Origin of the sequence: Maribacter taeanensis (assembly GCF_047345145.1) — a bacterium.
GTDB lineage: Bacteria > Bacteroidota > Bacteroidia > Flavobacteriales > Flavobacteriaceae > Maribacter_C.
The window spans coordinates 30,763-57,100 of the sequence record NZ_JBLFER010000001.1; the positions used below are offsets into that span (position 1 = coordinate 30,763).

27 protein-coding genes are annotated in these 26,338 nt (G+C 37.7%); 10 read left to right on the forward strand and 17 right to left on the reverse strand.

The annotated features are described in order from the left end of the window. Nucleotides 1–17: 17 nt before the first annotated feature. The 3 genes from ACKWCD_RS00165 to ACKWCD_RS00175 form a co-directional block, all read right to left on the reverse strand. Complete coding sequence (locus tag ACKWCD_RS00165) at nt 18–857, reverse strand: universal stress protein (RefSeq protein WP_413981896.1); 840 nt, start codon at nt 855–857, stop codon at nt 18–20. Between the two features lie 80 nt (nt 858–937). Then, on the reverse strand, nt 938–1,990 hold the full coding sequence (locus tag ACKWCD_RS00170) for a response regulator (RefSeq protein WP_413981897.1): 1,053 nt from the start codon (nt 1,988–1,990) through the stop codon (nt 938–940). Between the two features lie 43 nt (nt 1,991–2,033). Further along, the gene (locus ACKWCD_RS00175) at nt 2,034–3,269 is read right to left on the reverse strand and encodes a PAS domain-containing sensor histidine kinase (protein WP_413981898.1); all 1,236 of its coding nucleotides are present in this window, start codon (nt 3,267–3,269) and stop codon (nt 2,034–2,036) included. 231 nt (nt 3,270–3,500) lie between these two features. Between ACKWCD_RS00175 and ACKWCD_RS00180 the strand changes: the two genes are divergently transcribed. Next, nucleotides 3,501–3,767 carry a hypothetical protein gene (locus ACKWCD_RS00180; RefSeq protein WP_413981899.1) on the forward strand — a complete coding sequence of 89 codons (267 nt, stop codon included), beginning with the start codon at nt 3,501–3,503 and terminating at the stop codon, nt 3,765–3,767. A 10-nt stretch (nt 3,768–3,777) separates the two neighbouring features. Next, nucleotides 3,778–4,182 carry a hypothetical protein gene (locus ACKWCD_RS00185; protein ID WP_413981900.1) on the forward strand — a complete coding sequence of 135 codons (405 nt, stop codon included), beginning with the start codon at nt 3,778–3,780 and terminating at the stop codon, nt 4,180–4,182. A gap of 80 nt (nt 4,183–4,262) precedes the next feature. On the opposite strand, the gene hpf is transcribed toward ACKWCD_RS00185, so the two are convergent. Then, entirely contained in the window at nt 4,263–4,562 is a 300-nt protein-coding gene (gene hpf / locus ACKWCD_RS00190) for a ribosome hibernation-promoting factor, HPF/YfiA family (RefSeq protein ID WP_413981901.1), read from the reverse strand. Between the two features lie 125 nt (nt 4,563–4,687). Here hpf and ACKWCD_RS00195 point away from each other — a divergent pair, with 125 nt between their 5' ends. Then, complete coding sequence (locus tag ACKWCD_RS00195; protein WP_413981902.1) at nt 4,688–5,311, forward strand: WG repeat-containing protein; 624 nt, start codon at nt 4,688–4,690, stop codon at nt 5,309–5,311. Between the two features lie 145 nt (nt 5,312–5,456). On the opposite strand, the gene ACKWCD_RS00200 is transcribed toward ACKWCD_RS00195, so the two are convergent. The 3 genes from ACKWCD_RS00200 to ACKWCD_RS00210 all read right to left on the reverse strand — a co-directional run bounded on the left by ACKWCD_RS00200 (nt 5,457) and on the right by ACKWCD_RS00210 (nt 7,373). Continuing rightward, complete coding sequence (locus ACKWCD_RS00200; protein WP_413981903.1) at nt 5,457–5,819, reverse strand: hypothetical protein; 363 nt, start codon at nt 5,817–5,819, stop codon at nt 5,457–5,459. A 41-nt stretch (nt 5,820–5,860) separates the two neighbouring features. Next, nucleotides 5,861–6,262, reverse strand: a complete 402-nt coding sequence (locus ACKWCD_RS00205; protein WP_413981904.1) for a DUF302 domain-containing protein — start codon at nt 6,260–6,262, stop codon at nt 5,861–5,863. 316 nt (nt 6,263–6,578) lie between these two features. Continuing rightward, nucleotides 6,579–7,373 carry a DUF6544 family protein gene (locus ACKWCD_RS00210; RefSeq protein ID WP_413981905.1) on the reverse strand — a complete coding sequence of 265 codons (795 nt, stop codon included), beginning with the start codon at nt 7,371–7,373 and terminating at the stop codon, nt 6,579–6,581. 169 nt (nt 7,374–7,542) lie between these two features. Between ACKWCD_RS00210 and hemN the strand changes: the two genes are divergently transcribed. Both hemN and ACKWCD_RS00220 read left to right on the forward strand, forming a co-directional pair. Beyond that, nucleotides 7,543–8,904, forward strand: a complete 1,362-nt coding sequence (gene hemN / locus ACKWCD_RS00215; RefSeq protein WP_413981906.1) for an oxygen-independent coproporphyrinogen III oxidase — start codon at nt 7,543–7,545, stop codon at nt 8,902–8,904. Nucleotides 8,905–8,964: 60 nt separating this feature from the next. After that, entirely contained in the window at nt 8,965–9,789 is an 825-nt protein-coding gene (locus tag ACKWCD_RS00220) for a universal stress protein (RefSeq protein ID WP_413981907.1), read from the forward strand. A 77-nt stretch (nt 9,790–9,866) separates the two neighbouring features. On the opposite strand, the gene ACKWCD_RS00225 is transcribed toward ACKWCD_RS00220, so the two are convergent. From ACKWCD_RS00225 to ACKWCD_RS00265, 9 genes are all read right to left on the reverse strand, one after another. Then, nucleotides 9,867–10,358 carry a GTP-binding protein gene (locus ACKWCD_RS00225; RefSeq protein ID WP_413981908.1) on the reverse strand — a complete coding sequence of 164 codons (492 nt, stop codon included), beginning with the start codon at nt 10,356–10,358 and terminating at the stop codon, nt 9,867–9,869. A gap of 18 nt (nt 10,359–10,376) precedes the next feature. After that, nucleotides 10,377–11,081 carry a sulfite exporter TauE/SafE family protein gene (locus ACKWCD_RS00230; protein WP_413981909.1) on the reverse strand — a complete coding sequence of 235 codons (705 nt, stop codon included), beginning with the start codon at nt 11,079–11,081 and terminating at the stop codon, nt 10,377–10,379. A gap of 1 nt (nt 11,082) precedes the next feature. Further along, on the reverse strand, nt 11,083–11,529 hold the full coding sequence (locus tag ACKWCD_RS00235) for a FixH family protein (RefSeq protein ID WP_413981910.1): 447 nt from the start codon (nt 11,527–11,529) through the stop codon (nt 11,083–11,085). Between the two features lie 99 nt (nt 11,530–11,628). Then, on the reverse strand, nt 11,629–13,047 hold the full coding sequence (ccoG, locus tag ACKWCD_RS00240) for a cytochrome c oxidase accessory protein CcoG (protein WP_413981911.1): 1,419 nt from the start codon (nt 13,045–13,047) through the stop codon (nt 11,629–11,631). 129 nt (nt 13,048–13,176) lie between these two features. After that, nucleotides 13,177–14,136 (reverse strand): cbb3-type cytochrome c oxidase N-terminal domain-containing protein, encoded by a 960-nt coding sequence (locus ACKWCD_RS00245; RefSeq protein ID WP_413981912.1) that lies wholly within the window; start codon nt 14,134–14,136, stop codon nt 13,177–13,179. Next, on the reverse strand, nt 14,133–14,324 hold the full coding sequence (locus ACKWCD_RS00250) for a CcoQ/FixQ family Cbb3-type cytochrome c oxidase assembly chaperone (RefSeq protein ID WP_413981913.1): 192 nt from the start codon (nt 14,322–14,324) through the stop codon (nt 14,133–14,135). Before ACKWCD_RS00250 ends, ACKWCD_RS00245 begins: the two co-directional genes overlap by 4 nt. A 90-nt stretch (nt 14,325–14,414) precedes the next feature. Continuing rightward, the gene (gene ccoN / locus ACKWCD_RS00255) at nt 14,415–16,610 is read right to left on the reverse strand and encodes a cytochrome-c oxidase, cbb3-type subunit I (protein WP_413981914.1); all 2,196 of its coding nucleotides are present in this window, start codon (nt 16,608–16,610) and stop codon (nt 14,415–14,417) included. Between the two features lie 2 nt (nt 16,611–16,612). Then, nucleotides 16,613–16,891, reverse strand: coding sequence for a cbb3-type cytochrome oxidase assembly protein CcoS (ccoS, locus tag ACKWCD_RS00260; protein ID WP_413981915.1), 279 nt, complete (start codon nt 16,889–16,891; stop codon nt 16,613–16,615). A 311-nt stretch (nt 16,892–17,202) separates the two neighbouring features. Beyond that, the gene (locus ACKWCD_RS00265) at nt 17,203–19,599 is read right to left on the reverse strand and encodes a heavy metal translocating P-type ATPase (RefSeq protein ID WP_413981916.1); all 2,397 of its coding nucleotides are present in this window, start codon (nt 19,597–19,599) and stop codon (nt 17,203–17,205) included. A 124-nt stretch (nt 19,600–19,723) separates the two neighbouring features. On the opposite strand from ACKWCD_RS00265, the gene ACKWCD_RS00270 reads away from it, so the two are divergent. The 5 genes from ACKWCD_RS00270 to ACKWCD_RS00290 all read left to right on the forward strand — a co-directional run bounded on the left by ACKWCD_RS00270 (nt 19,724) and on the right by ACKWCD_RS00290 (nt 25,328). Beyond that, entirely contained in the window at nt 19,724–20,413 is a 690-nt protein-coding gene (locus ACKWCD_RS00270; protein ID WP_413981917.1) for a Crp/Fnr family transcriptional regulator, read from the forward strand. Between the two features lie 69 nt (nt 20,414–20,482). Next, entirely contained in the window at nt 20,483–21,403 is a 921-nt protein-coding gene (locus ACKWCD_RS00275) for a universal stress protein (protein WP_413981918.1), read from the forward strand. 657 nt (nt 21,404–22,060) lie between these two features. Further along, a complete protein-coding gene (locus ACKWCD_RS00280; protein ID WP_413981919.1) occupies nt 22,061–23,782 on the forward strand; it encodes a GMC family oxidoreductase in 1,722 nt (573 codons plus the stop codon). A gap of 3 nt (nt 23,783–23,785) precedes the next feature. Continuing rightward, the gene (locus ACKWCD_RS00285; RefSeq protein ID WP_413981920.1) at nt 23,786–24,499 is read left to right on the forward strand and encodes a gluconate 2-dehydrogenase subunit 3 family protein; all 714 of its coding nucleotides are present in this window, start codon (nt 23,786–23,788) and stop codon (nt 24,497–24,499) included. A 7-nt stretch (nt 24,500–24,506) separates the two neighbouring features. Beyond that, nucleotides 24,507–25,328, forward strand: a complete 822-nt coding sequence (locus ACKWCD_RS00290) for a sugar phosphate isomerase/epimerase family protein (RefSeq protein ID WP_413981921.1) — start codon at nt 24,507–24,509, stop codon at nt 25,326–25,328. A 59-nt stretch (nt 25,329–25,387) separates the two neighbouring features. On the opposite strand, the gene ACKWCD_RS00295 is transcribed toward ACKWCD_RS00290, so the two are convergent. Beyond that, the gene (locus ACKWCD_RS00295; RefSeq protein ID WP_413981922.1) at nt 25,388–26,308 is read right to left on the reverse strand and encodes a glycoside hydrolase family 16 protein; all 921 of its coding nucleotides are present in this window, start codon (nt 26,306–26,308) and stop codon (nt 25,388–25,390) included. Between the last annotated feature and the right edge of the window lie 30 nt (nt 26,309–26,338).

Below are 26,338 nucleotides of genomic sequence, written 5' to 3' on the forward strand. Positions count from 1 at the left end.
GAACATGAAACTAATTTTTATTCATGCAATACCAAAAATGGGACTTCGGTATGATAGCTGATTTCTTCCACAGCGGGACGGAATAATATCCTCTGGAAAAAATTGAGATTTTTAGCTACCATGGCAATCATATCAATATCTCTGCTCTCTGTAAAACATTGTACTGCGGTTTCTAATTTTGTTCCTGTAAGCGAATGAAAGCTATGTTTGACATCAATCAGATAGTCATGCAAAAAATCTTTCTTTTTAAGTTGAGACTCGCTTAGTTCCTCACCTTTTTTTGAGATATGTAAAATACGGATAATCGCATCGTTCATGGTCGCCATTTGGATTAAGGTATCAAGTACTTTCACATCATAGCTTATATGGTAGTCCGTGGGGAAAGCAATTTCTCTAGGATTCGAATAGACAGCATCTTCTGGAACAGCCAACAGCGGCTGCTTTACTTTGGTGATGACATCGCCAGTATTACTTCCTATTGTGGCCTTTTTTAAACCGGAAGCTCCCTTGGTTCCCATAATGATGAGGTCTATTTTCTTGGCTTCGGCTTCCCTTTTTATGGCATCTACAAAGAAGTCGTGAATGGCATGCGTAACAAAAGTGTGTTTGGTATTCAAAGGAAGTTTTTCAATACGTTCTACAAGCTTCTTAAGCTCTTTTCGGCTATCCTCAAGAACATAATCTTCGAAATTTTCCGCAGCGGCGCGTATCGCCGTTCCTGCTCCCGAATAAGGCGGAATGGGATTGATATTGAGTAAATAAAAGGTGCATTTAGACTTTTTAAACAATTCAAGCCCGTATTTGATAGCGTTCCAAGAATTTTCTGAAAAATCTGTGGGAATAAGAATTTGATTCATGCCGGTTCGTTTATTGGTTCACGGCATAAAATTAAAGCCTTAACTAGCTACAGAAAATGACGATAATCATATTCGATATATCAGTTAACACGACTTAGGGCCTCCATATCCAAGATTTTGATATTTCGATTATCAATACTGATGAGTCCTTCTTTTTTGAAGCTTGAAAGGGTTCGGATTAAAGTTTCCGTAGCCATTCCAGCTACGCTAGCAAGGTCACTTCTTAAAATATGAAGGTTTCCTTTCGTATCCTTCTGAAGTTTTTCTGCAAATTTCAAAATGGTACTGGCTGTTTTTCTGCGAACGGAACCGTAGGCCATTTCTAAAAGCTGTTCTTTAGTTTCAGATAAATTTTCAGATAAGACCTGCATTAATTCCATAGTAAGTGCATGATTCTGTTCCAAAAGATTTTTGAGTTCTTGAGTTGAAATGGCAACAAGTTGGGTTTCCTCCATGGCCGTAGCATATTCCTGATGCGGTATGTTTTTGGTAAAAGAAGTAAAGCCGAAAAAGTCATCTGCCTTGTAAATTCCTGTTATGAGTTCTTTCCCCATTTCATCAAGCTTGTGCGTTTTGACAACTCCTTTAATCACTAAATAAGCGGTATTCGAATGCATACCTTCTCGATAAATTGTTTCTCCGGAATCGTAGCTATTCTCTTCACCATTATCATCAATAAAATTTTTAAGCTGATGAATCGTACGCAGTTCTTCGTCAGCATTTGAAGTTTCTAGTTCTGTTTCAATACCAGCCTCTTTTAGAATAGCCATTTTGGCTAATCGACTTTCAATAGCTCCTATCAATTCGTGTTCTTCAAAAGGTTTGGTGAGATAATCATCGGCACCGAGTTCCATCCCTTTACGAATATCTTTCCGTTCGGTTTTTGCGGATAGAAAAATAAATGGAATGCCCTTAGTATTTTCTTCCTGGGAAAGTGTTTGAAGTACGCCATAGCCATCCAGTTCTGGCATCATGATGTCACAAACAATAACTTCAGGTAAGTATTCTTTCGCAACCTGCACGCCACGTTTTCCATCAGATGCAGTTCGTACTTCATAGCCGGCGAGCTCCAACAACTCAGCTGTGGTCTCCCTTAAAATCGTATCATCTTCAATTAGTACTACTTTTTTCATTACCATTCATTTAGATAAACTCTGGGAAAGTTTTGATGATTTTTTAAGTATTATTTGAATATTCAATAGGAAGCGTAACTGTAAATGCGCTTCCTTCATTTTCCTTACTTTTAAAAGAAATGCTACCCTTTAGATTTTCTAAATGGCCTTTGATAATATGGAGTCCAATACCAGTACCACTATTTAACAATGCATTTTCGGCCCTGAAATAGCGTTCGAAAATATGTTTTTGGTCTTTCTCAGGAATTCCTATTCCCTCATCGATTACTTTGAAAACCACCTTATCTTCTACCAATTCAATTTGCAGGTCAATATCGGTGTCCTCGGATGAATATTTAACTGCATTATATAGCAAGTTTGTCAAAACTAAGGTTACGATTTTTTCATCTTGACGTATTATAATATCCTCAATATTTTGTGGGTAATTGATGTGCTGTCCGCTTTTCAAAAGCATGTTTGAGTTATACACAACTTCATTAACAACCTTACTCAATGAAAAATCTGAAAATTTGTAAAGTTCTTTCCCTTCCGCTAAGCGCTCAATGGAAAGAAAGTCGGTCAGAATATTGTTTAAACGCCGAACCTCTCCAATAATCGTTCTTAAATGCTTATCTCTTTTATCTTGCTGCTCTTCTTTTGGGTACTTGCCAACCAAGGTTGCAGAAGTTAATATTCCACTAAGCGGAGTTTTAAATTCGTGCGAAACTAAGGAGAGGAACTTTGTTTTCAAATCATTCAATTCCCTCTCTTTTTGGAGTGCGCTTGTTATTTTTTTCTCCGCAGAAACTCTAAGCTTAATTTCTTTTTTCAGTTGAGCGACCGTATCGCGAAGTTCCGTGGTTCTGGTTTTAATTTTTTTCTCTAGGTCTGCATTAAGTTCCCTAATTTCTTTTTCCTTCTCTTTTATATTGGTTACATCTATGATAAGTGCCATTACATAGTTGCTACCATATAATGAGAACGGATTGAGCCCTATTTCCAAAGGAAACTGTTCTTTATTTTTTCGCTGACCATACAATTCCCGTCCTTGAGCCATTCGCCTTTTGCTCTGCTCCTTATTGTACTTCGTAATATGCTTTTCATGGGATTTATGATAGGAAGCTGGAATCAAAATATCTAGCGGCTTACCCTTTAATTCATCTTCATCATAACCAAACATTTCATTGGTTCGGCTGTTAGTAGCAACAATGGTCTGTTCTTCATTAACAACTAAGATACCTTCTGAAACTGCTTCGGATAGTAGGTTGAAAATATTACTGTTCTTATCAAAAACTTGCATATTCTAAAGGTAGCTTTTTTACTTTTTTGTTTAAGAGGTGATGCATTTTGTTTTTTAAATTTTAACACTCTAAAAGTTTTGTATTCACTGTTTTTAATGGCATATCTAAAAATACGCAATCAAATAAATTTTGGTGGAAAGATTAAACAAAATACAAGGAAACGGTATGACAAATATCATTTTTAAAAAGGATTGTGACACTTAAATTTGATGTATCTAAAATTCAGAATTATGAAAGCAATAGCTACAATTGAAAACCTAAAATCACAAGATTCAAAATACTGTATTGTTCGTAATCTAAGTCGTATCCTTGACCTTCGCATATTGGACATTGATTTAGAAAAAAGAACTATCCATCTGATTTACGATAGTATCCTTGCTTTTGAAAAAGCCAAAAGAGAGCTTTTAAGCATTGGATATCCCATTACGTATTGTAAATACCAAGAACCAGACGCAACATGGCAACCGGTTAGAGTGAATAGCGTATTAACACTCTAAATCAACTCACATGATGTTACCAAGCGAAAAAATAGGAAATGAATTTTATCAAAGTTTAGGAAAGCTTTTTTACGCAGTTGCTATGGCCGACAAGAATGTTCGTCCTATAGAAATTGAAAGATTAAAGGAGGATGTTCAAAAGTATTGGTTGCCCGTAGATGCCATTGAAGATGAGTTTGGGACTGATGCAGGCTATCAAATAGAAATTGTATTTGATTGGCTGCAGCAAGAAGAGAAAGAAGGGAACACTTACTTTCAAGAGTTTGTTGACTTTTACAAAGAGCATCCTGGTAAATTCACTAAAGCAATCAAACAATTGATATTTAAAACTGCAGATGATATTGCTTCGTCTTTTGCAAATAAAAATAAGTCGGAATTGATTCTTTTGGCTAAACTGAAATTGCTAATGCAATAGTACCTTGGTTGGTTAATGAGGAAAATCCCCAAAGGTTATCTACTGGTTTACCCGAGGGGATTTTTTATTGATTGCTATTTTTAGTGATTTAGGAAAACCTCTTTTCGTTTTTTCAATTGTTTCTCCAAATCTTGAATCGATGAAATAGCAGCTTTCTCAAAATGTTCTTCATTTGATTTGGCAAAAATACGCGGTCCGGGTGCGCTTAATTCAATCTCACATATCTTGCCTTTTTTAGTAGGGTCATTCTCCAACTTAAAGTGAACTTGCGCCCGTATGACCCAATCGTATTTGCTGGCTAATTTATTCAGTTTTTTGGTTATAAAAGCGTTCATGCTCTCGCTTGTAGGCATCTGAACGTATTGAATGTCAATCTTCATATGAATAGGGTTTTAAGGGTTTATTCATGTAAAGGTATATTCAACTTTTTTCAATTTGCATGACAAATATCATTTTGAAAAATAAGGAGGAATACTATTTTCAAATTCAATTTAAAAATAGCGTCATGAAGAAAAATATATGGATTGTTCTGCTTTTGTTTTTTCCACTAATTGCCATTTCGCAACTTACAGAAATAGATGAAATAGCACCTTTTAGTGAAGAATTGGCAGCCGTTAGAAAAGGAAATCAATGGGGCTTTATTGATAAAGATGGAGTATTGGTAATTGACTTTAGAGATGATTTGGTTTGGAATGCAGAGGCCGATACTTCTGCTTATGGAATAAAAGGGATTCGTCAGCCTAGCTTTCAGAATGGGAGGTGTATGGTAAAAACGATTATTGAGGACATACCCGTTTATGGTTTTATAGATACAATGGGTAAATTGGTAGTCGAGCATAAATTCTTGAATGTGAATCCGTTTGATGATAAGTATACCACGGGTATTATTTACGAAAAGGTATTCCAGGGAAAAAATGAGATTAAATTAGATGTGTATAAGTATAAGTTCCATGAGGTCGTTATGGATACTTCGGGAGAAATTCACGAATATCTTCTGCAACCAGAAAACATTCAAATGCGTAAATCGCGATATGAACTCCCGTGGCTGCGAAGCAAATTGATTGCTAAAAACTTGATAGCTATACGAGGGAATGATAACCAACTTGAGATACATAAGCTAGATTTATAGAATTAGCTTGTGTCAATGGTTGCGGTGGATGTCGTATAAAACTTTTTTAAGTTTTTAACTTACATCAGGTTTTGAATGATTTTCTTTGGCAGTTCAACAATCAAAACTATTGAACTCATCCAATAGCTCCGACTCAACAAGGATATTACAACCTGCTTAGCTCACCTGATTTAAGTGCATTTTGAGCATCTGCCGTGACTTTGCCGTGACTATTAAAAAACTTTCCTCCATTGACCTTTTTTATTTCTATCTGTAATGTACCGTCTCTTTTTTCTTTTAAAGAAGTTACTATCACCTTGCTTCCCACAACTTTTTTGTAATTGACGATTCCTCCTCTCTTGATTATAAAATTAGGTCTTGGAAAATAAATGTATTTGTACTTTGACGCCTCAGCAGGACCTATTTTAAGTATATCACCTACTTCTATTTCAGTGTTGCGTTCTGCTTCTTGTGCATTAGAACCTATATAAATAAATACGAATAGAACTACTAGGAATACTCTTTTCATAACAGCATATTTAAAGTTTATAAATAATTTTCAATGAAGACTTAATGATTCATATGAATGTCTTCGATAACCCTTTTGAGTTTTTCGCTTACTTCATCCGCGATTCCCATAAGGTCTTGATTGATTACTGCTTGCATTGATGCAATGGGGTCTACCGCCGACACTTCAATAAAACCATCTTCTTTTTCTTGTACAATGACATTACAAGGCAACATGGTGCCAATGTTGTCTTCGGCCAATAAAGCCTTGTACGCAAAATCTGGATTGCAAGCTCCTAAGATTTTATAGTTATGGAAATCAACATCCAATTTCTTTTTTAAAATTGCCTTGATATCGATTTCGGTTAATACTCCAAATCCCCCTTTTTTCAAGGCTTCCGTAGTTTTTAAAATAGCTTCATTAAAAGAGAGACCGTCAAGTAATGTGTTATGATAATATGTCATACCGAATTGTATTTGAGAATGAGTTAAAATAGAAACAGGCATACTTGTGGTATGCCTGTTTCCTTTAGATGATAAACTACATCGTGGACGCTTTTCCTTGTATAAGCTAACACAAAACACAAAGAAGCTCAATGCTGTTTAACACCTCTGTTCCAAGATTTTTTTAGCCCCCACCAAGTAGAAATCTGGAACTCATATTTTCAAAGAACACTTTAATAGTTTAATACAGCAAAGGTATCATAGGTCTCAACTTTATAAAATGATATTTATCAGTTCAGCGATTTTTTCAGTAATTAAAATTCGCACATAGCTTATTTCATTCCAAAATATAATCTGTTATGGTTGACTGATAGTATTCGAACCCCCCATCTTTTAAATTCCAAATGGCTCTCATTTTTGTTGGGATTAAAAGCTCGTTCATTGTTTTATATTCTTCTGCAATTCCTGTAAAACCCTCTAAGGTTTCGTTCATATATCTTTTTGCTTCAAAACGAGATATGAGGCCTTCGTTGTTGAAGTAAAAGATTCCTTCTGCTTGTGTACCGTTTATTTTGACTTTTGCCTTTAAGCTGTTTTCATTTAGTACTTCCCAATTAATATCTTCACTTAAAAATCCAACAGGATAAAAAATCAATTCTCCTAAGCATCGGGCTAGTGCACTTTCATCGGTTTTAGAACCATCAGATATGGCAATATTCTTTAATCCAAAGAGATTTACTTTTACTTCTCCCTTTCCAGCAATGCTTTTATCCCTTATAAATAGAGGATAGGACTGGGCACTCCAAATAAAGCTGGGAGAACTAGCAGTCATATATTGTACGGCCCTAAAGTTGGTCCATCCTTTTTCTTGGGTTGTTTTTATTCTGCCTTGCTGTTTGAAGGTGACATGTCCGTTTTTGTTTTTTCCTAATACTCCAACTTTCTTTAAATAATTTTTCAAAGGACTGGGTAAATCCTTGAAATCATCCTCCGTAATTCTAATTTGGCTTTTTCCGTAATGTTTGAAAAGGGTATCTTTTTCTTTGGACACGGAATCTTGAAATCGATAAAATCCGAAGAAAAGTAGGAAAGCTAGAAAGACGATGATGAAAATGATGATATAGGTTTTCATGACTTTATATTGTAGATAACTCGTGAGTATAATTTATGGCTCAAATCTAGACGGAAACCTTAATTGGTAAAATGATAGATATCATTATGAATCGGTGATAGGATAACATGACATAAATCATATTCTAGGATTGCCAAGCACAATAGCTTTGTATGAAACCAGAATTTTTATGTGCAGTATTGTTCAAAAGTATAATGTTCCCGGACCACGATATACAAGTTATCCAACAGTTCCTTATTGGAATTTGGATACTTTTTCGGGTAAGAAATGGGAAGCCACGGTGAAGAAAAGCTTTAATTTTAGTAATTCCGTAGAAGGCATTAGTCTATATATTCATCTCCCTTTTTGCGAAAGCATGTGCACCTTTTGCGGTTGCCATAAGCGTATTACCAAACGACATGATGTTGAGCTGCCTTATTTGAGGTCTATTCTCAAAGAGTGGGAATTATATCGCAATCTTTTCATTGAAAAGCCTGTGATTAAAGAACTGCATCTTGGTGGAGGTACACCAACGTTTTTCTCTCCTGAGAACTTGAAGTTTTTAATTAATGGAATTCTGAGATGGGCTGACAAAGCCGAGGCTTATGAGTTTAGTTTTGAAGGGCATCCAAACAATACCACCTTCGAACATTTAAAAGCATTGTATGAAGTTGGTTTTAGGAGGGTCAGTTATGGAGTTCAGGATTACAATGAAACCGTTCAAAAAGCAATTCATCGTGTACAACCCTTTGAAAATGTAAAAAAAGTAACACAATGGGCTCGTGAAATCGGGTATACTTCCGTTGGACATGATATAATCTTCGGATTGCCTTTTCAGACTTTGACCCATGTTGAAGAAACCATTTTGAAGACCAAGGAACTGATGCCAGACCGACTAGCATTTTATAGTTACGCTCATGTTCCTTGGATAAAAGGTAACGGACAACGAGGATATAAAGATGCCGACTTACCATCCGCGGATGAAAAAAGGATGCAATACGAAAAGGGGAAGGCTTTACTTGCAGAAGTTGGCTACGAAGAAATCGGAATGGACCATTTCGCTCTTACAGCAGATAGCTTGTATAAATCGATGCAAGCTGGAACTCTGCACCGAAATTTTATGGGATACACTGCTTCAAAGACTCACCTGATGGTAGGTCTGGGAGCATCTAGTATAAGTGATAGCTGGTACGGTTTTGCCCAAAACGTGAAGAGTTTAGAAGAATATCAACACCTGGTTGAAAATGATATCATCCCAATTTTCAGAGGACATATATTGACGGAAGAAGACGAAATCATCCGCAGACATATTTTGAACTTGATGTGCAATTTTGAAACCTCATGGAGCAAGTGGAAATTGTATTTTCCAGAGATGGAACAAGTTATAGAACGCTTATATGAAATGGAATCTGATGGATTAGTTACAATAGCTCAGAACAAAATTAAAATAACTGAACAAGGGAAACCTTTCGTCCGTAATATCTGTATGGCATTTGATTTGTTATTGCAAAGAAAAGCCCCAGAAACAAAGTTGTTTTCAATGACCATTTAAAGAAGCTGTCGGTTTAACAGATTCCCGCCTTCGCGGGAATGACATTAAATATTTTTAATTATGAAAAAAATAATTGTACCCGTTGATTTTTCAGAACAATCAAAATTTGCCATAAAAGCTGCCTCAGCTCTAGCAAAGAAACATGATGCAGAAATTTTAGCATTGCATATGCTTGAATTGAACCAAGCCATGATTACCTCTACGGAAGGGTTTCATCCTGAGCAAACGGTTTTTTTAATCAAATTGGCAGAAAAGCGATTCAAGGAATTTTTAGATAGACCTTGTCTTGAGGGACTCAAAGTAACGCCAATCATTAAACATTATAAAGTCTTTAGCGAGGTCAACGAAGTAGCTAAACAAAATGGCGCGGATTTAATAGTAATGGGTTCGCATGGTACAGATGGACTCAAAGAAATATTCGTAGGCTCTAACGCTGAAAGAGTCGTAAGAAATGCAGATATACCTGTCATAGTAGTCAAAGAAGATTTAAAAGATTTTAAAGTGGAGCGGTTCGCGTTTGCTTGTGATTTCAAAGATGATAGTCTAATGGCTTTTCAGAAAGCAAAGAGTTTTGCTGAAATGTTGTCTGCCGAACTTGAATTAGTCTATATCAACACTCCAGGAGATAATTTCCTGAGCAATAAAGATGCTTACGAGCAAATCAACGATTTTTTGACTAAGGCGAACGCAGGTCAGCAGGTGGAGATTTACAATGATTATAGTGTCGAAAAAGGTATTTTAAATTATAGTGAAAGTATTTTGGTAGACATGATCGGTATACCTACTCATGGTCGAAAAGGACTATCTCATTTCTTTATGGGAAGTATAGGTGAAGATGTTGCTAATCATTCTAAAATACCTGTAGTGACTTTTAAAATCAGCTAGTGTTAAAAGTTGTTTCGGGGCTAAAAGGGAATCTTTGGGGGAAGATTCCCTTTCTTCTTTTGCATATAAATTGAAAGTTATTTGGTTAGCGTATCCATCATAAACCGATACAATTCTTGCATTTGGGGCTTTCCTTTTTGCTTACCGGCTCTTCCCAAGAAATAAAGAACAAACCACAAGAGTACTAAAAACCCCATCATTCCTAGTTGCAATCCATATGATTTGTCTAAAGCGGCACTTGAATAGGCCCAAATTCCTATAATGATGAATAGGGTTGCTACTCCGAAGTGCAAGAACATAAAAAACGTCCATAGGGTAGGGTTGGGACCGAAAACCCCATAAAGTTTGCTATTTGTCTTATCTACTTCATCAATTTCAAGATGCAACTGTGGTGACCAAAAATGGTTGTTCTCTTTGTTGAATTTGATAAAAATATGTTCGTCCAGTCGTTTGACCAAGAAAGGTTCTATCTGTGATTTTTCAAAGGATTCCAAAAGTTCCTCCTTGCTTTCTGACAGCTCCAATTGAAACCGAGGTCTTAAGACGATATCATTTGGTAGTGGTTTCATAAGAGGATAATCATTTGGTTAATTATGACATTCAATGTCACCAGAAACTACTTCAACAATAGGTTCGGGAGAAACATAGGGAATACCTAAGCCTAAACCTCGTAGTATAAAAAGAGCACCAATAAGAACTACAAAAACGGGAATCAATTTCTGTACTTTTTGGCGTACAGCCCCTTTTAAAATACCGCTGAAATAGATAGCCGTGGTCATTAACGGAACTGTTCCTAATCCGAAGAGAATCATATATAAGCTTCCTTCAGCTGCATTTCCCATGGCTACTGCTCCAAAAAGTGCCATGTAGACTAATCCACAAGGTAAAAACCCATTTAGGAAACCTATGGTCAAAAAAGTATCGGGTCTTTTCTTCTTTAACTCTTGACCTAAGCGATTCTTTACTCCTGAAATGACTTTGTACAATGGTTTCGACAGATTGTATTTGCTAAAAGTTTTATATGGGATAAGCACTAAAACAATCATCAAAATTCCAATGGCAATGGAAAGTTTTTGCTGCATTCCAAAGACATAGAGTCCTTTGCCTAGTAGGCCAAAAACAAGTCCAATCAATCCATAGGCTAATAACCTACCAAAATGATAAAGGAAGACCTGACCGAATTTCTTATACGAATTAGTTCTATCTACCGGAAGCATAAAAGCAATGGGTCCGCACATACCAACGCAGTGCAAACTTCCCATTAGACCTAATATGAGAGCAGATAAAAGCATGTTAATAGGTTATACTTTCTTTATGTAAATATTCTTGACCTTCGTATTCCCAAAAAACCTTAATATCCCAGCGACCATCCAACAAACGTTTGTCAGGTATGAGCAAATGTGCATTGGACAGATTTAACACTAAATCAAAGTCCAAGTGTTTGTTAGATGGTCTATATAGGGATATTTTTCCTTTCACTTTCTTAAAATCAACTTTTTCTGGAAACTCCACCTTTAAACCCTCTGCTGTTTTCTTTACTTGGAGTTTAACCAAATTTTCGTTCGCATTATTTTCTGCATCAATTTCTTTCTGATACCCCAATTCAGCTTTGTAATATTCTTCGATAACCAAATCGTGGTTGGAACGATTGCCTATGCTCATAAGCACCACGAAAACCAAAATAAAGCTGATAAATGTTATAAATGCGATTACGATTCCTGTTCCCCAGTTTATTTTCATCAATAATTATTTTAATGTCATTCCCGCGAAGGCGGGAATCTGTTTAATTTATGTTTAGCTCTTTCAGGTTAGGTCTCGACAGCGCTCGATCAGACAAAATTATTTATAACTTCTCGGTGCTAAAAAAGCAGTCCGTGTTGTTTCAATTAATTTATCGCCGCTATACACACCGATTTTTACTTTTTCTTTATCACTTTCAATGGCTGAATTATTGATTTCAATGAATAGAGTTCCTTCTGCCAAATCTTGCGCAGGTACTTTGAAATCTTGATTCCGGACTAATTTTACTAGTCCCTTGTGTGAGAGGAGTTTAAAGCTGACATCATTTACATCTTTGGTCGTTTTGTTGACTAATTTATAGGTGTAGACGTTGCTGATAATATTTCCTTCTTTGTGTTCATATAGTTGACCAGGCAGCCTTAATATATTAGCCTCTAAATCGTTTCTTAAAAACAACATTCCCACTAAAACTCCAGTCAGAATGGTTAGTACCGCGGTATATCCTTTTAAGCGTGGTGTGAATTTGAACTTCTCCTTTTTCGTGATTTCATCTTCGCTAGCATAGCGAATCAAACCTTTTGGGAGGTTTACCTTTTCCATAATGGTATCGCACTCATCAATACAGGCAGTGCAATTCACACATTCCAATTGTGTTCCGTTACGAATATCGATGCCAGTTGGGCATACATTTACGCATTGAAAGCAGTCGATACAGTCTCCATGACCCAAAGCTTCTCTATTTACATTTTTTCGAAACTTTTTTCTCCCTTTTTCCCCTTCCCCTCGTTTATGGTCATAAGCAACTACAATTGATTTATTATCAAGTAGTACACTTTGCATGCGTCCGTAAGGGCAGGCGATAATACAAACCTGTTCTCTAAACCATGCAAAAACAAAATAGAATACTGCCGTAAAAATAAGGAGGGATACTAATGTACTTATATGTTGTAAAGGCCCATCAGTTATATATTGGATTAGTCTGTCGCTTCCTATCAAATACGCTAAAAATACGTTTGCAATTAAAAAGGAAATGATGAAAAAGGCTATCCATTTGGTAACACGTTTTCGTATTTTTTCAGCATCCCACTTTTGTCTATCCAAACGAATTTGCGCACCGCGGTCTCCATCTATCCAGAATTCTATTCTTCTAAATACCATTTCCATAAAAATGGTTTGCGGGCACATCCATCCACAGAAAATACGTCCGAAAGCAACCGTAAACAAGGCTACAAAGATGACTCCGATAATCATTGAAATCACAAACAAATGAAAATCTTGAGGCCAAAAAGGGAAACCGAATATATTGAAACGACGCTCCAATACATTGAACATCAAAAACTGGTTGCCATTGATTTTGAGAAAAGGAGCTGAAATCAAAAAGGCCAATAAGAAATAACTCACATACGTACGATACTTCCAGAATTTACCACTGGGTTTTTTAGGAAATACCCAAGCACGTTTGCCTTCTTCATTGATGGTTCCGATGGTATCTCTAAAATTTTCTTGGTCTTGTGACATTAATTATGACCTAATTTTTCATTCCCGCGAAGGCAGGAATGCGTTTAGTGTTAGTTCCACGTTTACTATGGTTTGGGTTTTAACCCCTCCGCCTGTCGGCACCTCCCCTTGAAAAAAGGGGAGGACCATTTAATTCAATACTACAGTAGTTGAATCGGTTACTATTACCGTAGAATCTTTTTCTTGCTCAGGGGCCTCTTCTTTTACTGGGGCATCTGGGTCTACCCAAATTTCACCTTCCGCAGCTTTCGGATTCGCTGGAGTTTTGCCATTAATCTCAGTTAAAATATAGCTTGATACCTGCGCCATTTCCAAGGGTTTCAAAATCTGTTTCCATGCCACCATACCTTTGCCATCACGCCCACCTTCGGAAACTGTGGTAAATACATTTTTGATGCCTCCACCTAAAATCCAATAATCATCGGTCAGGTTTGGGCCAATTCCACCCCCTCCATCGGCCATGTGACATGCTACACAGTTCATTGTAAAAACCGTTTCACCCGCCTTCAGGTCAGCTGCATCAGTCAATAGCTCTACAGTGCTGGCATCTACCAAGTCTTTAGCAGTTTTTTTGTACGCTTCGATTTCAAGTTGGGCCTCTGCAACCTGCTGCTCGTACTCCATATCTTGAGTATAGTCATTGTAAATATGGAAGCGCACTAGATATATTACTGCAAATAGTATTGTAGCGTAGAACATATACACCCACCAAGGTGGGAGTTTATTATCCAATTCTTGAATTCCGTCATAATTGTGGTCTAGTATGATTTCTCCTTCCGCCTCTATAGGTTTTGAACCCAGAAGCTTTAGGTAGGTTTGTTTGCCCCATTTCCATTTCCATTCGCTCGATTTGTTGGCGAGATAACGTTCTTTAGCTTCCTCAGAAAGGGTTTGGAACATAACATTCTCCACTGACGCAAGTATCATTTCAACAGCAATAAGAAGAACCAGCACTAGCAACATGAATAAGGCCGCGATGGGATATTCTAAAAAAGCAGGTTTGTCTCCAGAGTCGACGAAAAACTCCATCAATCCGAAGATGAAAAAAAATAGTATTAGGACTCTTATCCATGAAATTGAACTCTTCATATCTCTAGATTTTGTTGGTTATCATTATCTAATGGCATTTCGCTCATTTCTTTTATATGTTCTTTGGATGCAGTAAACACCCACCAAAAAAGAATCACAAAAAACGCGAAGAAAATAAGCAGTGATATCATGGGATACGTCGCCACATCCTCAATACTTTCCATATAACCTTTTACGAATTTTAGCATGACTTAATTTTTTTAGAGAAGAGAGAATAGAAAAGAGAGAATAGATTTTAAAATCGTTTTTCTTTACTCTTTCATCTCTGTTCTATTTTCTTATTTTAAAACGGTTTCGTTTGTTTCTTTTACTTTGATATCAGTGCCTAAACGCTGCAGATAAGCTATTAGCGATACGATTTCTCTATCTCGCATTTCAACGAATTCTTCTCCGTTTTCCGCCGCGTATTTTTTATCGGCTTCATAGCTTTTAGCAAAGTCGGGGTCGGTGTACAAATTCTGCTCAATTTGTGTTGCCTGCTCATCCATATTAGCCATAGCATTTGCAATATCTTCTTCTGTGTATGGCACACCTAAGGTAACCATGGCTTCCATTTTACCCTGAATTCCGTTACGGTCATGTTCATTATGTATCAGCCATTGATATGCAGGCATTATTGAACCCGACGAAGTACTCTGTGGGTCATACATATGGTTCAAATGCCAATTGTCAGAGTATTTGCCACCAACTCTCAGCAAATCAGGACCTGTTCGTTTACTACCCCAAAGGAACGGATGGTCATATACAAACTCTCCTGCTTTGGAGTATTCCCCATAGCGTTCGACTTCGCTTCTAAACGGACGCACCATTTGCGAGTGACAGCCCACACAACCCTCACGGATGTAAAGGTCACGTCCCTCCAGCTCTAGAGGCGTATATGGTTTGACACTGGTTATGGTAGGAATGTTTGACTTCACCAGTATCGTTGGTACAATTTGTACAATACCCCCAATCAAAATAGCTACTGTAGCCAGAATAGTCAGTTGTATTGGCTTGCGTTCTAACCATGTATGGTAAGTTTCACCCGCTGTTCTCTTTTTGGACACTCGGGTTAGAGCAGCAGCTTCAGCCAACTCATCCTCCACTTTGCTACCCTGTCTTATGGTTACAATTACATTATACACCATGACACAAGCACCTATGATATACATGCTACCACCTATAGCTCGCATCCAGTACATGGGCATGATTTCGTTCACGGTTTCTAAGAAGTTACCGTAGACCAAAGTACCATCCGGATTGAAGTCTTTCCACATCAAGGCTTGAGTGAATCCGGCAACATACATGGGGAGTGCGTATAGAATAATTCCTAATGTGCCAATCCAAAAATGGAAATTGGCAAGACCTTTCGATGCTAGTTTGGTTTTAAACATTCTAGGCACCAACCAATATATCATCCCAAAGGCTAGAAAACCGTTCCATGCTAAGGCACCAACATGCACGTGTGCAATAATCCAATCGCTAAAGTGTGCAATAGCGTTTACATTTTTTAGGGACAACATCGGTCCTTCGAAGGTTGCCATTCCATATCCGGTAATGGCGACTACCATAAATTTTAAAGTTGGGTCCGTTCGTACTTTATCCCAAGCACCACGAAGGGTTAGAAGTCCGTTTATCATACCACCCCAAGAAGGAGCAATCAACATGATAGAAAAAGCAACACCCAAGTTTTGTGCCCAATCTGGCAAAGATGAATAGAGCAAGTGGTGCGGTCCGGCCCAGATGTATATAAATATCAATGACCAGAAGTGTACGATGGATAATTTATAAGAATATACAGGCCTGTTTGCCGCTTTAGGAACAAAGTAGTACATCAAACCTAAAAATGGAGTGGTCAAAAAGAAGGCCACCGCATTATGTCCGTACCACCATTGTACCAAAGCATCTTGAACGCCAGCATAAACAGAATAGCTTTTCAAGGCACTTACGGGTAGTTCTAAACTATTGAAAATATGAAGGACAGCAACAGTAACAAAAGTGCCCAAATAGAACCAAATGGCCACATACATATGGCGCTGTCTTCTTTTGATGATGGTTCCGATAAGGTTCACCCCGAAGGCTACCCAAACTAAAGCGATTGCTATATCGATAGGCCATTCTAGCTCGGCATATTCTTTTGATGTAGTATACCCTAAAGGAAGTGTAATAGCCGCAGCAACGATAATCGCTTGCCAACCCCAGAAATTAAATTTGCTCAATACATCGCTAAACATTCTCGCTTTTAGCAGTCGTTGGGTAGAGTAATACACCCCTGCAAAGATTGCATTCCCGACAAAGGCAAAAATCACCGCGTTGGTATGTAAAGGTCTTAAACGACCAAAACTCAACCAAGAAATACCATCGGTCAAGTTGGGAAACATAAACATAAAGGCCAATAAGAGACCAACGGACATTCCTACAATTCCCCAGAGCATTGTGGCATAGAGAAAGTTTTTTACGATTTTATTATCGTAATAGAACTGCTGTACTTCCATAGTTATTCTTGTTTATTTAGTTGGATTTTGTTGTTTGTCATTGCGAGCGCAGCGCGGCAATCTGTTTGTTTTGATTCAACAGTTTGCTTCGTGCCTCGCAAAGACGACTTTTGTTTTTCTTCAGAAGGTTTTTCGATGACTAGTTCATCTTCAAAAAGCATACGCACAGATGGCGTATATGAATCATCATATTGCCCTTGTTTAACCGAAACAATAAATGCTATGAAAAAGAGTATGGCAACCGCAATGCTGATTGCTAATAACACATATATAACACTCATACCTACCTGAATTATTTTGTAAAATTACGTTCGAGACTTTCTATTAAATATGACATTTATCATGTTTGGTTTTTTCTTTTTTTTCAGCTCCTTCCCCAGAAAGGGGAAGGTGGCATCTATCCGCCAGCTGGCGGAGAAGATGACGGAAGGGGTTAAATCCCGAACCAACATCGTTTTTCCTGAACCTTTACTTTCAATACTTAACTTCAGAGCAAATCACTACGGCATATCTTTGCGGGTTACCCCTTCCGAGCCTCGCCTTCGGCTGGCCCACCTTCCCCTTTCTGGGGAAGGAGCTTTTAGCATTCAATTCACTTCAACTTCCTCCCCAAAACATTCGTCATCGCCGTAGCAAATGCCACCACACTTATTGAACTCAACGGCATTAAAATGGCAGCGATAACCGGTTCTAAGTGACCTGTGACGGCGAAATAGAGTCCGACAACATTATATAATAAGGATAGGACAAAACTCAATTTGATGATGCCCATTGCCTTTTTTGAGGCAAGGATATATTGATACAATTGTTGGAATTTAGAAGCATCCAAAATACCATCACAAGCAGGGGAAAACACATTTACATTTTCTGATATGGCGATACCAACGTTGCTCTGTGCAAGAGCCCCTGCATCATTTAATCCATCACCAACCATTAGTACTTTTTTGTCTTGCTCCTGTAGCGACTTTATGAACTCCAATTTATGCTCTGGTTTTTGATTGAAATAGAGTGATGTCAGTTTTGGCAATAGTTTTTCCAATCTAAATTTTTCACCTTCATTGTCACCTGAGAGGATGGCCAGCTTTATGGTTTTCGACATTTCATTGAAAAGTGCACTAACCCCATCACGATACTCATTATGAAAGACATATTTGCCTTTATATATAGCGTTACTGCTGATATGAACTGTAGTGTTTAAGTTTTCTTCGGATTGCTGTTCCCCCACAAAATTTGCGGAACCCACTTTGATATGATTGTTGTCTTTGGTGCCTTCTATTCCCTTGCCGAGATGTTCTTCATACTCGTCTAAAGTGATAATATTCTGTTCGGAAAGCATTTCATAAAGAGAGCGACTTAAGGGGTGGTTAGAGGCGCGAATGGTATTTTTCAAGAGGGATTCTTCTTCTTGTGTCAAAGGCATTCCTTCGTAGGTGGCTACACTTTTTTGGGAAGTAGTTATCGTTCCGGTTTTATCAAAAATAGCCGTGTTAATTTGAGCCAATTGTTCAATGGTTTGGGTGTCTTTCAAATAGAATTTTTTGCGCCCGAAAATTCGCAGCATATTCCCTAGGGTAAAGGGAGCGGCCAAAGAAATGGCACAAGGACAAGCTATAATCAGTACTGCTGTAAAGACGTTCATAGCTTTGCTTGGGTCGTAATACAACCAAAACGCTGTTGCTATTGTTGCAATGGATAATACAGTAATCGTAAATCGTTTTCCGATGCTGTCCGTCAAGGTTTGGAATTGGGTGGATTTATCCTCTTGAAAAACAGAATTACTCCATAGTTGTGTCAAATAACTTTGGGAAACCGATTTTAAGGTTTCAATTTCTATGGCGCTTTGCAATTGCTTCCCACCAGCAAATACTTTATCGCCTGACTCTTTTCGGACAGCTTCTGATTCTCCAGTTACAAAACTGTAATCAATTCTTGCATTTCCGTTGATAAGAATTCCGTCCACTGGAATCAATTCCTCATTTCGAATCAATAATCTATCACCTCTTTTAATATCATGGACTTGGGTGGTTTCTTCTTTTCCTTCGGATGTTATCCGTGTAACCGCAATCGGGAAATACGATTTATAATCCCGTTCAAAAGAGAGAAAGCAGTAGGTTTTCTGTTGGAAGAATTTCCCTAGTAATAGAAAGAATATCAATCCCGTTAGGGAATCAAAAAAACCGGCCCCTAAATCAAAAGTAATGTCAATGGTACTTCTGAGAAATAGGACGACAATTCCTAAGGCAATTGGAACGTCTATATTAAGTATGTTGGAACGGAGTCCTTTATAAGCAGATACAAAATAATCCCTTCCTGCATAAAACACTACAGGAAGAGAAAAACTGAACATCAACCACCGAAACAAGGTTTGGTATTCGTTTAACCAAAATTCTCCGCCCGAGGATGCGCTCGAAGACAAATCAAAATAATCCGGAAAGGAAAGAAACATCACATTCCCAAAAGCAAAACCCGCGACGCCTAGTTTATAAATCAAACTCCGGTCGACGGACTTCTTTTTATTATCGTAATCGTCTAAGGAAATATAGGGTTCGTAACCAATTCGACCTAAAAGAAGTACCAATTCCTTTAAGGAAAGAGAACTACTATTGTAAGTAATACGTGCTGTTTTCTTTGGAAAATCAACCTGTGAATTGCTAACGAAAGGATTCAATTTATTCAGGTTTTCTAAAACCCAAATACAAGAACTACAGTGAATATGTGGAATGTAAAGGTTAACAATCTGAAGGTCTCCATCATTGAATTCTGTCAGTCTTTCAGCAATAGCAGGAGTATCGAGAAAATCGTATTTTCCTTCAATCGTTTTTGGAGTGGCTCCAGCAGCCGATTGTAAGTCATAATAATAGGATAAATCGTTACTAACAAAAATTTCATAGACGGTTTTGCATCCATTACAACAGAAGTTTTTTTCATCGAACGGGATGACTTTTTTTTCGCAGTCATCACCACAATGGTAACATTGGTTACGCGTCATAATTACATTTGCTTATACCTTCGACAAAGTTGAGTACAGATGATTTCTTAAAACATGATATTTATCAGGTTTTAATTAATTGACCCATACTACCTTTACAACATCAGGTATAAAAAGCAAAATCATGGAAAGCAGATGTGAAAATTGTATCGTTCGGCAGTTCAATTCGTTACGGGCCATGAATAAAGAGGAATTGAAAAAAGTTTCCGATTCAAAAGTGTACAAGAAAATCAAAAAGGGAGAAGCTCTTTTTCAAGAAGGGGAGAAGCTCGATGGTATTTTTTGTGTGCGTGATGGTGTTTCAAAACTATCAAAACTTAGTGCCAATGGTAAGGACCAGATTGTAAAACTTGCCAGTAAAGGGGAAGTCATAGGACAACGTTCGGTAATAGCCGAAGAATCTACAAACCTCAGTGCAGTTGCGGTTAATGATATGGAAGTATGTTTTATTCCGAAAGATATTATTTCAAATACGCTGAATACGAATCCGAATTTTGCTGTTGAGGTACTTCGCCATATGGCCCATGACCTTAAAGAAGCTGACGACGTCATTGTAAACATGTCTCAAAAAACGGTAAAACAACGTATGGCCGAGGCTTTCTTATATTTAAAAAATAACTACGGGGAAACCGAAGACGGATTTCTTACTCTTACCCTTTCCCGTGAGGACTATGCAAATGTGGTAGGTACTGCCACGGAATCTTGCATTCGTATTATCTCCGAATTCAAGAAAAAAGGATTTATCAAAACTTCAGGCAAGCAAATAGGAGTTACCAACGAGAAACAGCTTCAAGATTTGATAGACGGATTTTAAATTTTAGATCCTTTCCAAAAGCTGACAAATGTCATAGTCTGCCCTGCACTATCCTTTTACTTTTACTTCATGGATTACAATAAAAAGTGGATGAAGAATATACTCATACCTACGGACTTTTCAGAGAATGCATGGAATGCAACGAAATATGCACTTGAACTCTTCAAAAACGAAGAATGCGTTTTTCATCTGTTAAACACGTACACACCGGCGATTGCAAGTAGTCGCTTTATGGCCGCAACCATTGATGGTGGTTCGATTGAAAATGGAGCTCACCTTCAATCAAAAAGAGGTCTGCAAAATTGGTTGGAACGCATTGGTAAAACAGTTAAAAACCCAAAACATAGTTTTAAGACTATTTCTTCTTTTAGCTTTCTGGTAGACGAAATCAAGGAAACAATTGAAGAAATAGGTATTGATTTGGTTATTACGGGCACGAAAGGAGCTTCTGGTATGGAAGAAGTTTTTATGGGAAGTAACACCGTACGAATTATTAAGAGTGTGAAGAATTGTCCAGTTTTAGCCATTCCGAGGGATTTTGAGTTCGCCACGCCCAAAGAAATTGCATTTGCAACTGATTTCAATCGGTTCTACACCACATCAGAATTGCAACCGCTTATTGAAATGGCAAAGGCATTTGATGCCGTAATACGTATTGTTTATGTACAATATAAAATCGAGGCCCTGACTGAATTACAGCAATTCAATCTGAACATGTTACGAAAATATCTTAAAGAAGTAGAGCATTATGTACATACGGTATCAGAATTGAATTCCGTTTCAAAAACCTTGGAGGTTTTTAGCGAGGAACTCGACATTCATCTGCTGGCAATGCTTAATTATCAGCACAGTTATATGGAACGGATGACCCGTGAACCCGTTATAAAAAGAGTTGCGTTTCATACGCAAGTGCCTTTGTTGGTGATTCCTGAATTGGGAATGTCAAAGATTACGAAACGGGATGATGAGGTTTCTATTTCTTCTATTTGATGATAAGCTGTTAAGGGAGCACCCTAAGCAAAGAAATAATTTTATTTAAGAAAGATTGATTTCAAATAGATATTTACCTATATTTAATTCAATAAAACTACATCATTTTGTGCTTATTTGACACATAAATTACAATTAGGTGTAAAGCTTTAAATAATAAATTTTAAAACATTGAAAGTCAAATTAGTAGGCTATTTTATTTTAGTCTTCCACCCCGACTTAAGCCAGTTCATTTATGAGCTGGCTTTTTTGTTCTCTAAATTTAGAAATTTAGAATGTTTTTTTTAGAGGTATAGCAGGTTCCTCAGAAGTTTCGGAGCTGCCACCCGTACAAAGAGCTGTTTAGAAATGAATTGTTTACAGGAAATTCATCAGACTTGATTTACCATTTGCCAATTGCAATATTGTAGTACTTATAATTGACTTGAAACTTTAGAGAACTTCGAAAAGCTGAATATCCAGTTGACATAAACTCGATGAAAACCTCTGAATAAATCTATTCTATAATACGTCGAAGTTACCTTTTCATTTCATGTCTTGTTTTTTAATGTTTGTATGGTATTCTATGTTTATTAATAACAATTCCTTAGTTGTTGGTATAAATTGTTGCAGCTTATTTTAAAAAAATCTTAAATTACCATACATAAACATATAGCTATGCAAATTAAAGAATCATCAGAAATTTATGATGTAATAATTGTAGGTTCAGGTGCTGGTGGCGGAATGGCCACGAAACAGTTAGCGGATGCAGGTTTCAATGTGGCTGTTGTAGAGGCGGGTCCGTTTTTTGATCCGGCAGATCCTGTTACAATGACCCAATTAAAATGGCCTTACGAATCACCAAGAAGAGGTGCCGGTACTGATAGGGCTTTTGGAGAATGGGATATGTCATGGGGAGATTGGGAAGTTGAAGGAGAGCCTTATACTCAAGAAGAGGGAACGAATTTTATGTGGTGGCGTGCTAGAATGCTAGGCGGTAGAACCAATCACTGGGGACGTATTTCTTTACGTTTCGGCCCAAAAGATTTTAAAGGAAAAGATCGTGATGGTCATGGTGATAACTGGCCTATTGGTTATGATGATGTTAAGCCTTATTACGATAAGTTAGATCAACTAATAGGTGTTTTTGGCACCAATGAAGGTCTAGAAGATGACCCTGACGGATTTTTTCTTCCTCCGCCAAAACCGAGATTACACGAATTGTTTTATATAAATGGAGCCAAGAAAACAGGGATTCCTGTTTTGCCTAGTAGGATGTCAATGTTGACTAAAAAAATCAACAAGGACCGTGGTGTTTGCTTTTATTGTGGACAATGTGGGCGTTCCTGTTCGGTATATGCTGATTTTTCTGCAGGGAGTTGTTTGATTTTTCCAGCTCAGAAGAGCGGCGGAAAAGTAAAGATATTTGTTAACTCTATGGTCCGGGAAGTAACTACAAATGAAGAAGGAAGGGCTACAGGAGTGTCCTATATTAGTAAAGACGACAGAAAAGAATACAAACTTCGAGGCAAAGTGGTAATACTAGCCGCTTCGGCTTGTAGTTCAGCCCGTATACTTTTGAACTCAAAAAGTAAAGCACATCCTAATGGGCTGGGCAATAGTAGCGATCTGGTGGGTAAATATCTACATGATTCTACCGGCGCGAGCGCCGCTGGAGTTATACCTGGTTTGATGAATAGAAAGACCTCTTATAACGAAGATGGGGTAGGAGGTATGCATGTCTATTCACCGTGGTGGGGTGATAATTCCAAACTTAATTTTCCGCGTGGCTATCATATTGAAGTTTGGGGCGGTATGGGACAGCCCAATTATGGTTTCGGCTGGGATCCTAACGGAATGAACAAATACTTCGGACAGAAAGTCGGCGGATATGGTGAGAGCCTCCGTGACGATGTAAAAAAATACTATGGCTCCGTCGTAGGTTTTGGTGGTCGTGGAGAAGCGATTGCACGCAAAGAAAACTATTGTGAAATTGACCCAACTACAGTTGATCAATTTGGTATTCCCGTATTGAAGTTTAATTATCAATGGTCAGATTTTGAAATAAATCAGGCCAAACATATGCAAGATACTTTCGAAGAATTAATACACAATATGGGCGGTATTCCCCTAAGTGAAAAACCTGGCAAAGACCAAAATTATGGGTTGCATAATCCGGGTCAAATTATTCATGAAGTTGGTACCACTAGAATGGGAGATGATCCAAAAACATCGGTAACCAATAAGTTTAATCAGTTGCATGATGCTGATAATGTTTTCATAGTGGATGCTGGAGTATTTGTGTCCCAAGCAGATAAAAATTGCACATGGACCATTATGGCGCTCTCATGGAGGGCTTCGGACTATATTATTGAACAACTTAAAGCACAGAATATATAAGTTATGGATAGAAGAAAGAGTTTACAAACCATGATTCTTGGAGGTGCTGCGGCCAGTACGGGTTTAGTGTTTAACTCCTGCAAGACAGAAACTATTGATGAAGCCGTTGCTGAAACCAGTGCAAAGTATTTTGGTAGGACTCCTAAGGAGTTAGAACGTATAGAGAAATTGAATGCGGAGCAATTGTTCAACGAGCATGAGATGGAAACTATTGCCGCTTTAAGTGTGGTAATTCTTCCTCCAAAAGAACCGCATGGTGGGCCAATCGAAGCTGGTGTTCCTGAACTTGTTGAATTTATGGGGAAGGATATTCCAGAGATGGAACCAACGCTTTTAGGTGGTTTAATGTGGCTAGATCATAAAAGCAATACAGAGTTTGGAACGGAATTCAAATCTGCTACTCTGGAACAGAAAAAACAAATTTGTGATGAAATTTGCTGGCATGATACCGAGGTTTCTCTAGATAAGCAGCCTTTGGAGATTCAATTTTTCTATATGATGCGAGGCCTTACGGTTACTGGATACTATACTTCAAAAGTTGGTATTGCTGATTTAGGTTACAAAGGAAACCAACCCAATGTTTGGGACGGTGTTCCACAGGATGTTTTAGATCAACATGGTGTTGCTTATGACCCGGAGTGGATTGCCAAATGCATAGATCAAAGCACCCGAGGAACTATTGCGACTTGGGATGAAAATGGAAATTTATTGACATAAGAAAACGATGAAAAAAGTACTTTCTATACTATTACTATTAGGTTTTATTGCACCAATGACTGCTCAAGAAGTAGGTTTGCAATTGTATAGCCTGCGGAATCAATTTAAAAACGATGTGCCTGGCACTTTAGATTTAATTCAATCTTGGGGTATTACTAATTTGGAAGGGGGTGATTCTTATGGGGTTCCCTTGGAAGAATTCAAGAGCATGCTCGCTGAACGCAACTTTAAAATGATTAGTGTTCAGGGCGGTTACATGGACTTAAAAAATGATGTAAATAAGGTAATCGAAAGCGCAAAGGCATATGGAGCTACTTATGTAATGTGCGCATGGATAGATCATAAAGGAGATGATTTTGATATTACGAATACCAAAGAAGCCGTAGACGTGTTCAATTCTGCTGGAAAACAATTAAGTGAAGCTGGATTACAGTTAGTGTATCATCCGCACGGATATGAGTTTCGCCCTCATGAAGATGGAACCCTTTTCGATTATATGGCGAAGAATGCGGAGCATTTTGCTTTTGAAATGGATGTATATTGGGTAAAACATGGTGGAGCAGACCCAATGACCGTTTTGAACAAATATCCTAAGAAGTTCCTTCTTATGCATTTAAAAGATATGCAAAAAGGTACTGAAAGCAATAATACGGGCCATTCAGATGTGGAGACTAATGTTGTTTTAGGTACAGGACAGATAGAGATGGCTGCCTTGGTTAAGAGAGCCAAGGAATTGGGAATTGAATATATGTTTATTGAAGATGAGTCGTCTAAAGTTGTGAAACAAGTTCCTCAAAGTCTGGAATTTTTGAAAAGCTTAAAGAAATAACCAGTAAAATTGAAGTATAGAAAAGCCCGTTCTCATTTCTAGAACGGGCTTTTTTAATTCTATTGCTTGTAAATTTTTACCCAGTCAACGATGAGGTACGATTTATCTGGTATTTCAGCTGCATTTAGATTCATACCGTTAAAAAAAGCGCCGCCCACGGCTAGGTTAAGTACAACTTTTTCATTTTTATTAAAAAGGTCATCAATATATTGAAATTCATCAGTAGTAAAAGTTCTGATTTCAACCCCATCTAATGAAACTACTAGACTGTTTTGTGACCAAACCATATCAAATACATGAAACTCTGTTGTTAGGTCAATACCGGCATCATGGGTATAGGTGGTGATAGATGAATTTGTTAAAGGAGTATTGGCTTGAGTACCATAAAAGAAATTAGTAACTAGTTCGTTTGTTTTTCCACCACGGAATTCCACGATATCAATTTCACCTTGAGTTGGCCAAGGATCTCCATAGCTCCAGAATGCAGGCCAAAGCCCTTCTCCCGCTGGCAATTTTATTCTTGCTGCGATTCTCAACGTACCTTGTAGCGAAGGGTTGTATAATTCTTTGGTTTCAATTCTTCCACTTGTGAAATTGAAAGATTTATTAGCGGTGTCGAAAGGGTTAGTGGCACCACTTGCCATTTCGCGTAGTTGTTCTATAAACAAATAGCCCTTGTCTACATAAAGATTATCCTCCCGGTATAATTGCAACTCCTCATTAAACGCACCACCTTCCCAAACGTTCCAATCTGATAATCCTTCATTAAAATTATCTTCCCAGACCAATTCCCATCCTTCAATATCGGTTGCACTAAAGTCAAAACCGATGTTTGAAACATCGGGCAGTACCGTTTCTTCTTCAAGAGGAGGGTCTTGAGAATCGGGCGTAGTATCTATAGGTGGTGTAGATGAATAGCCGTCATCGCTGTTAGAACAGGAGAATAGAATGAAGGCACAGAGTAATAAAAAATTTTTCATGTTTTTTAAGTGTAGAAGTTACAAAAAATC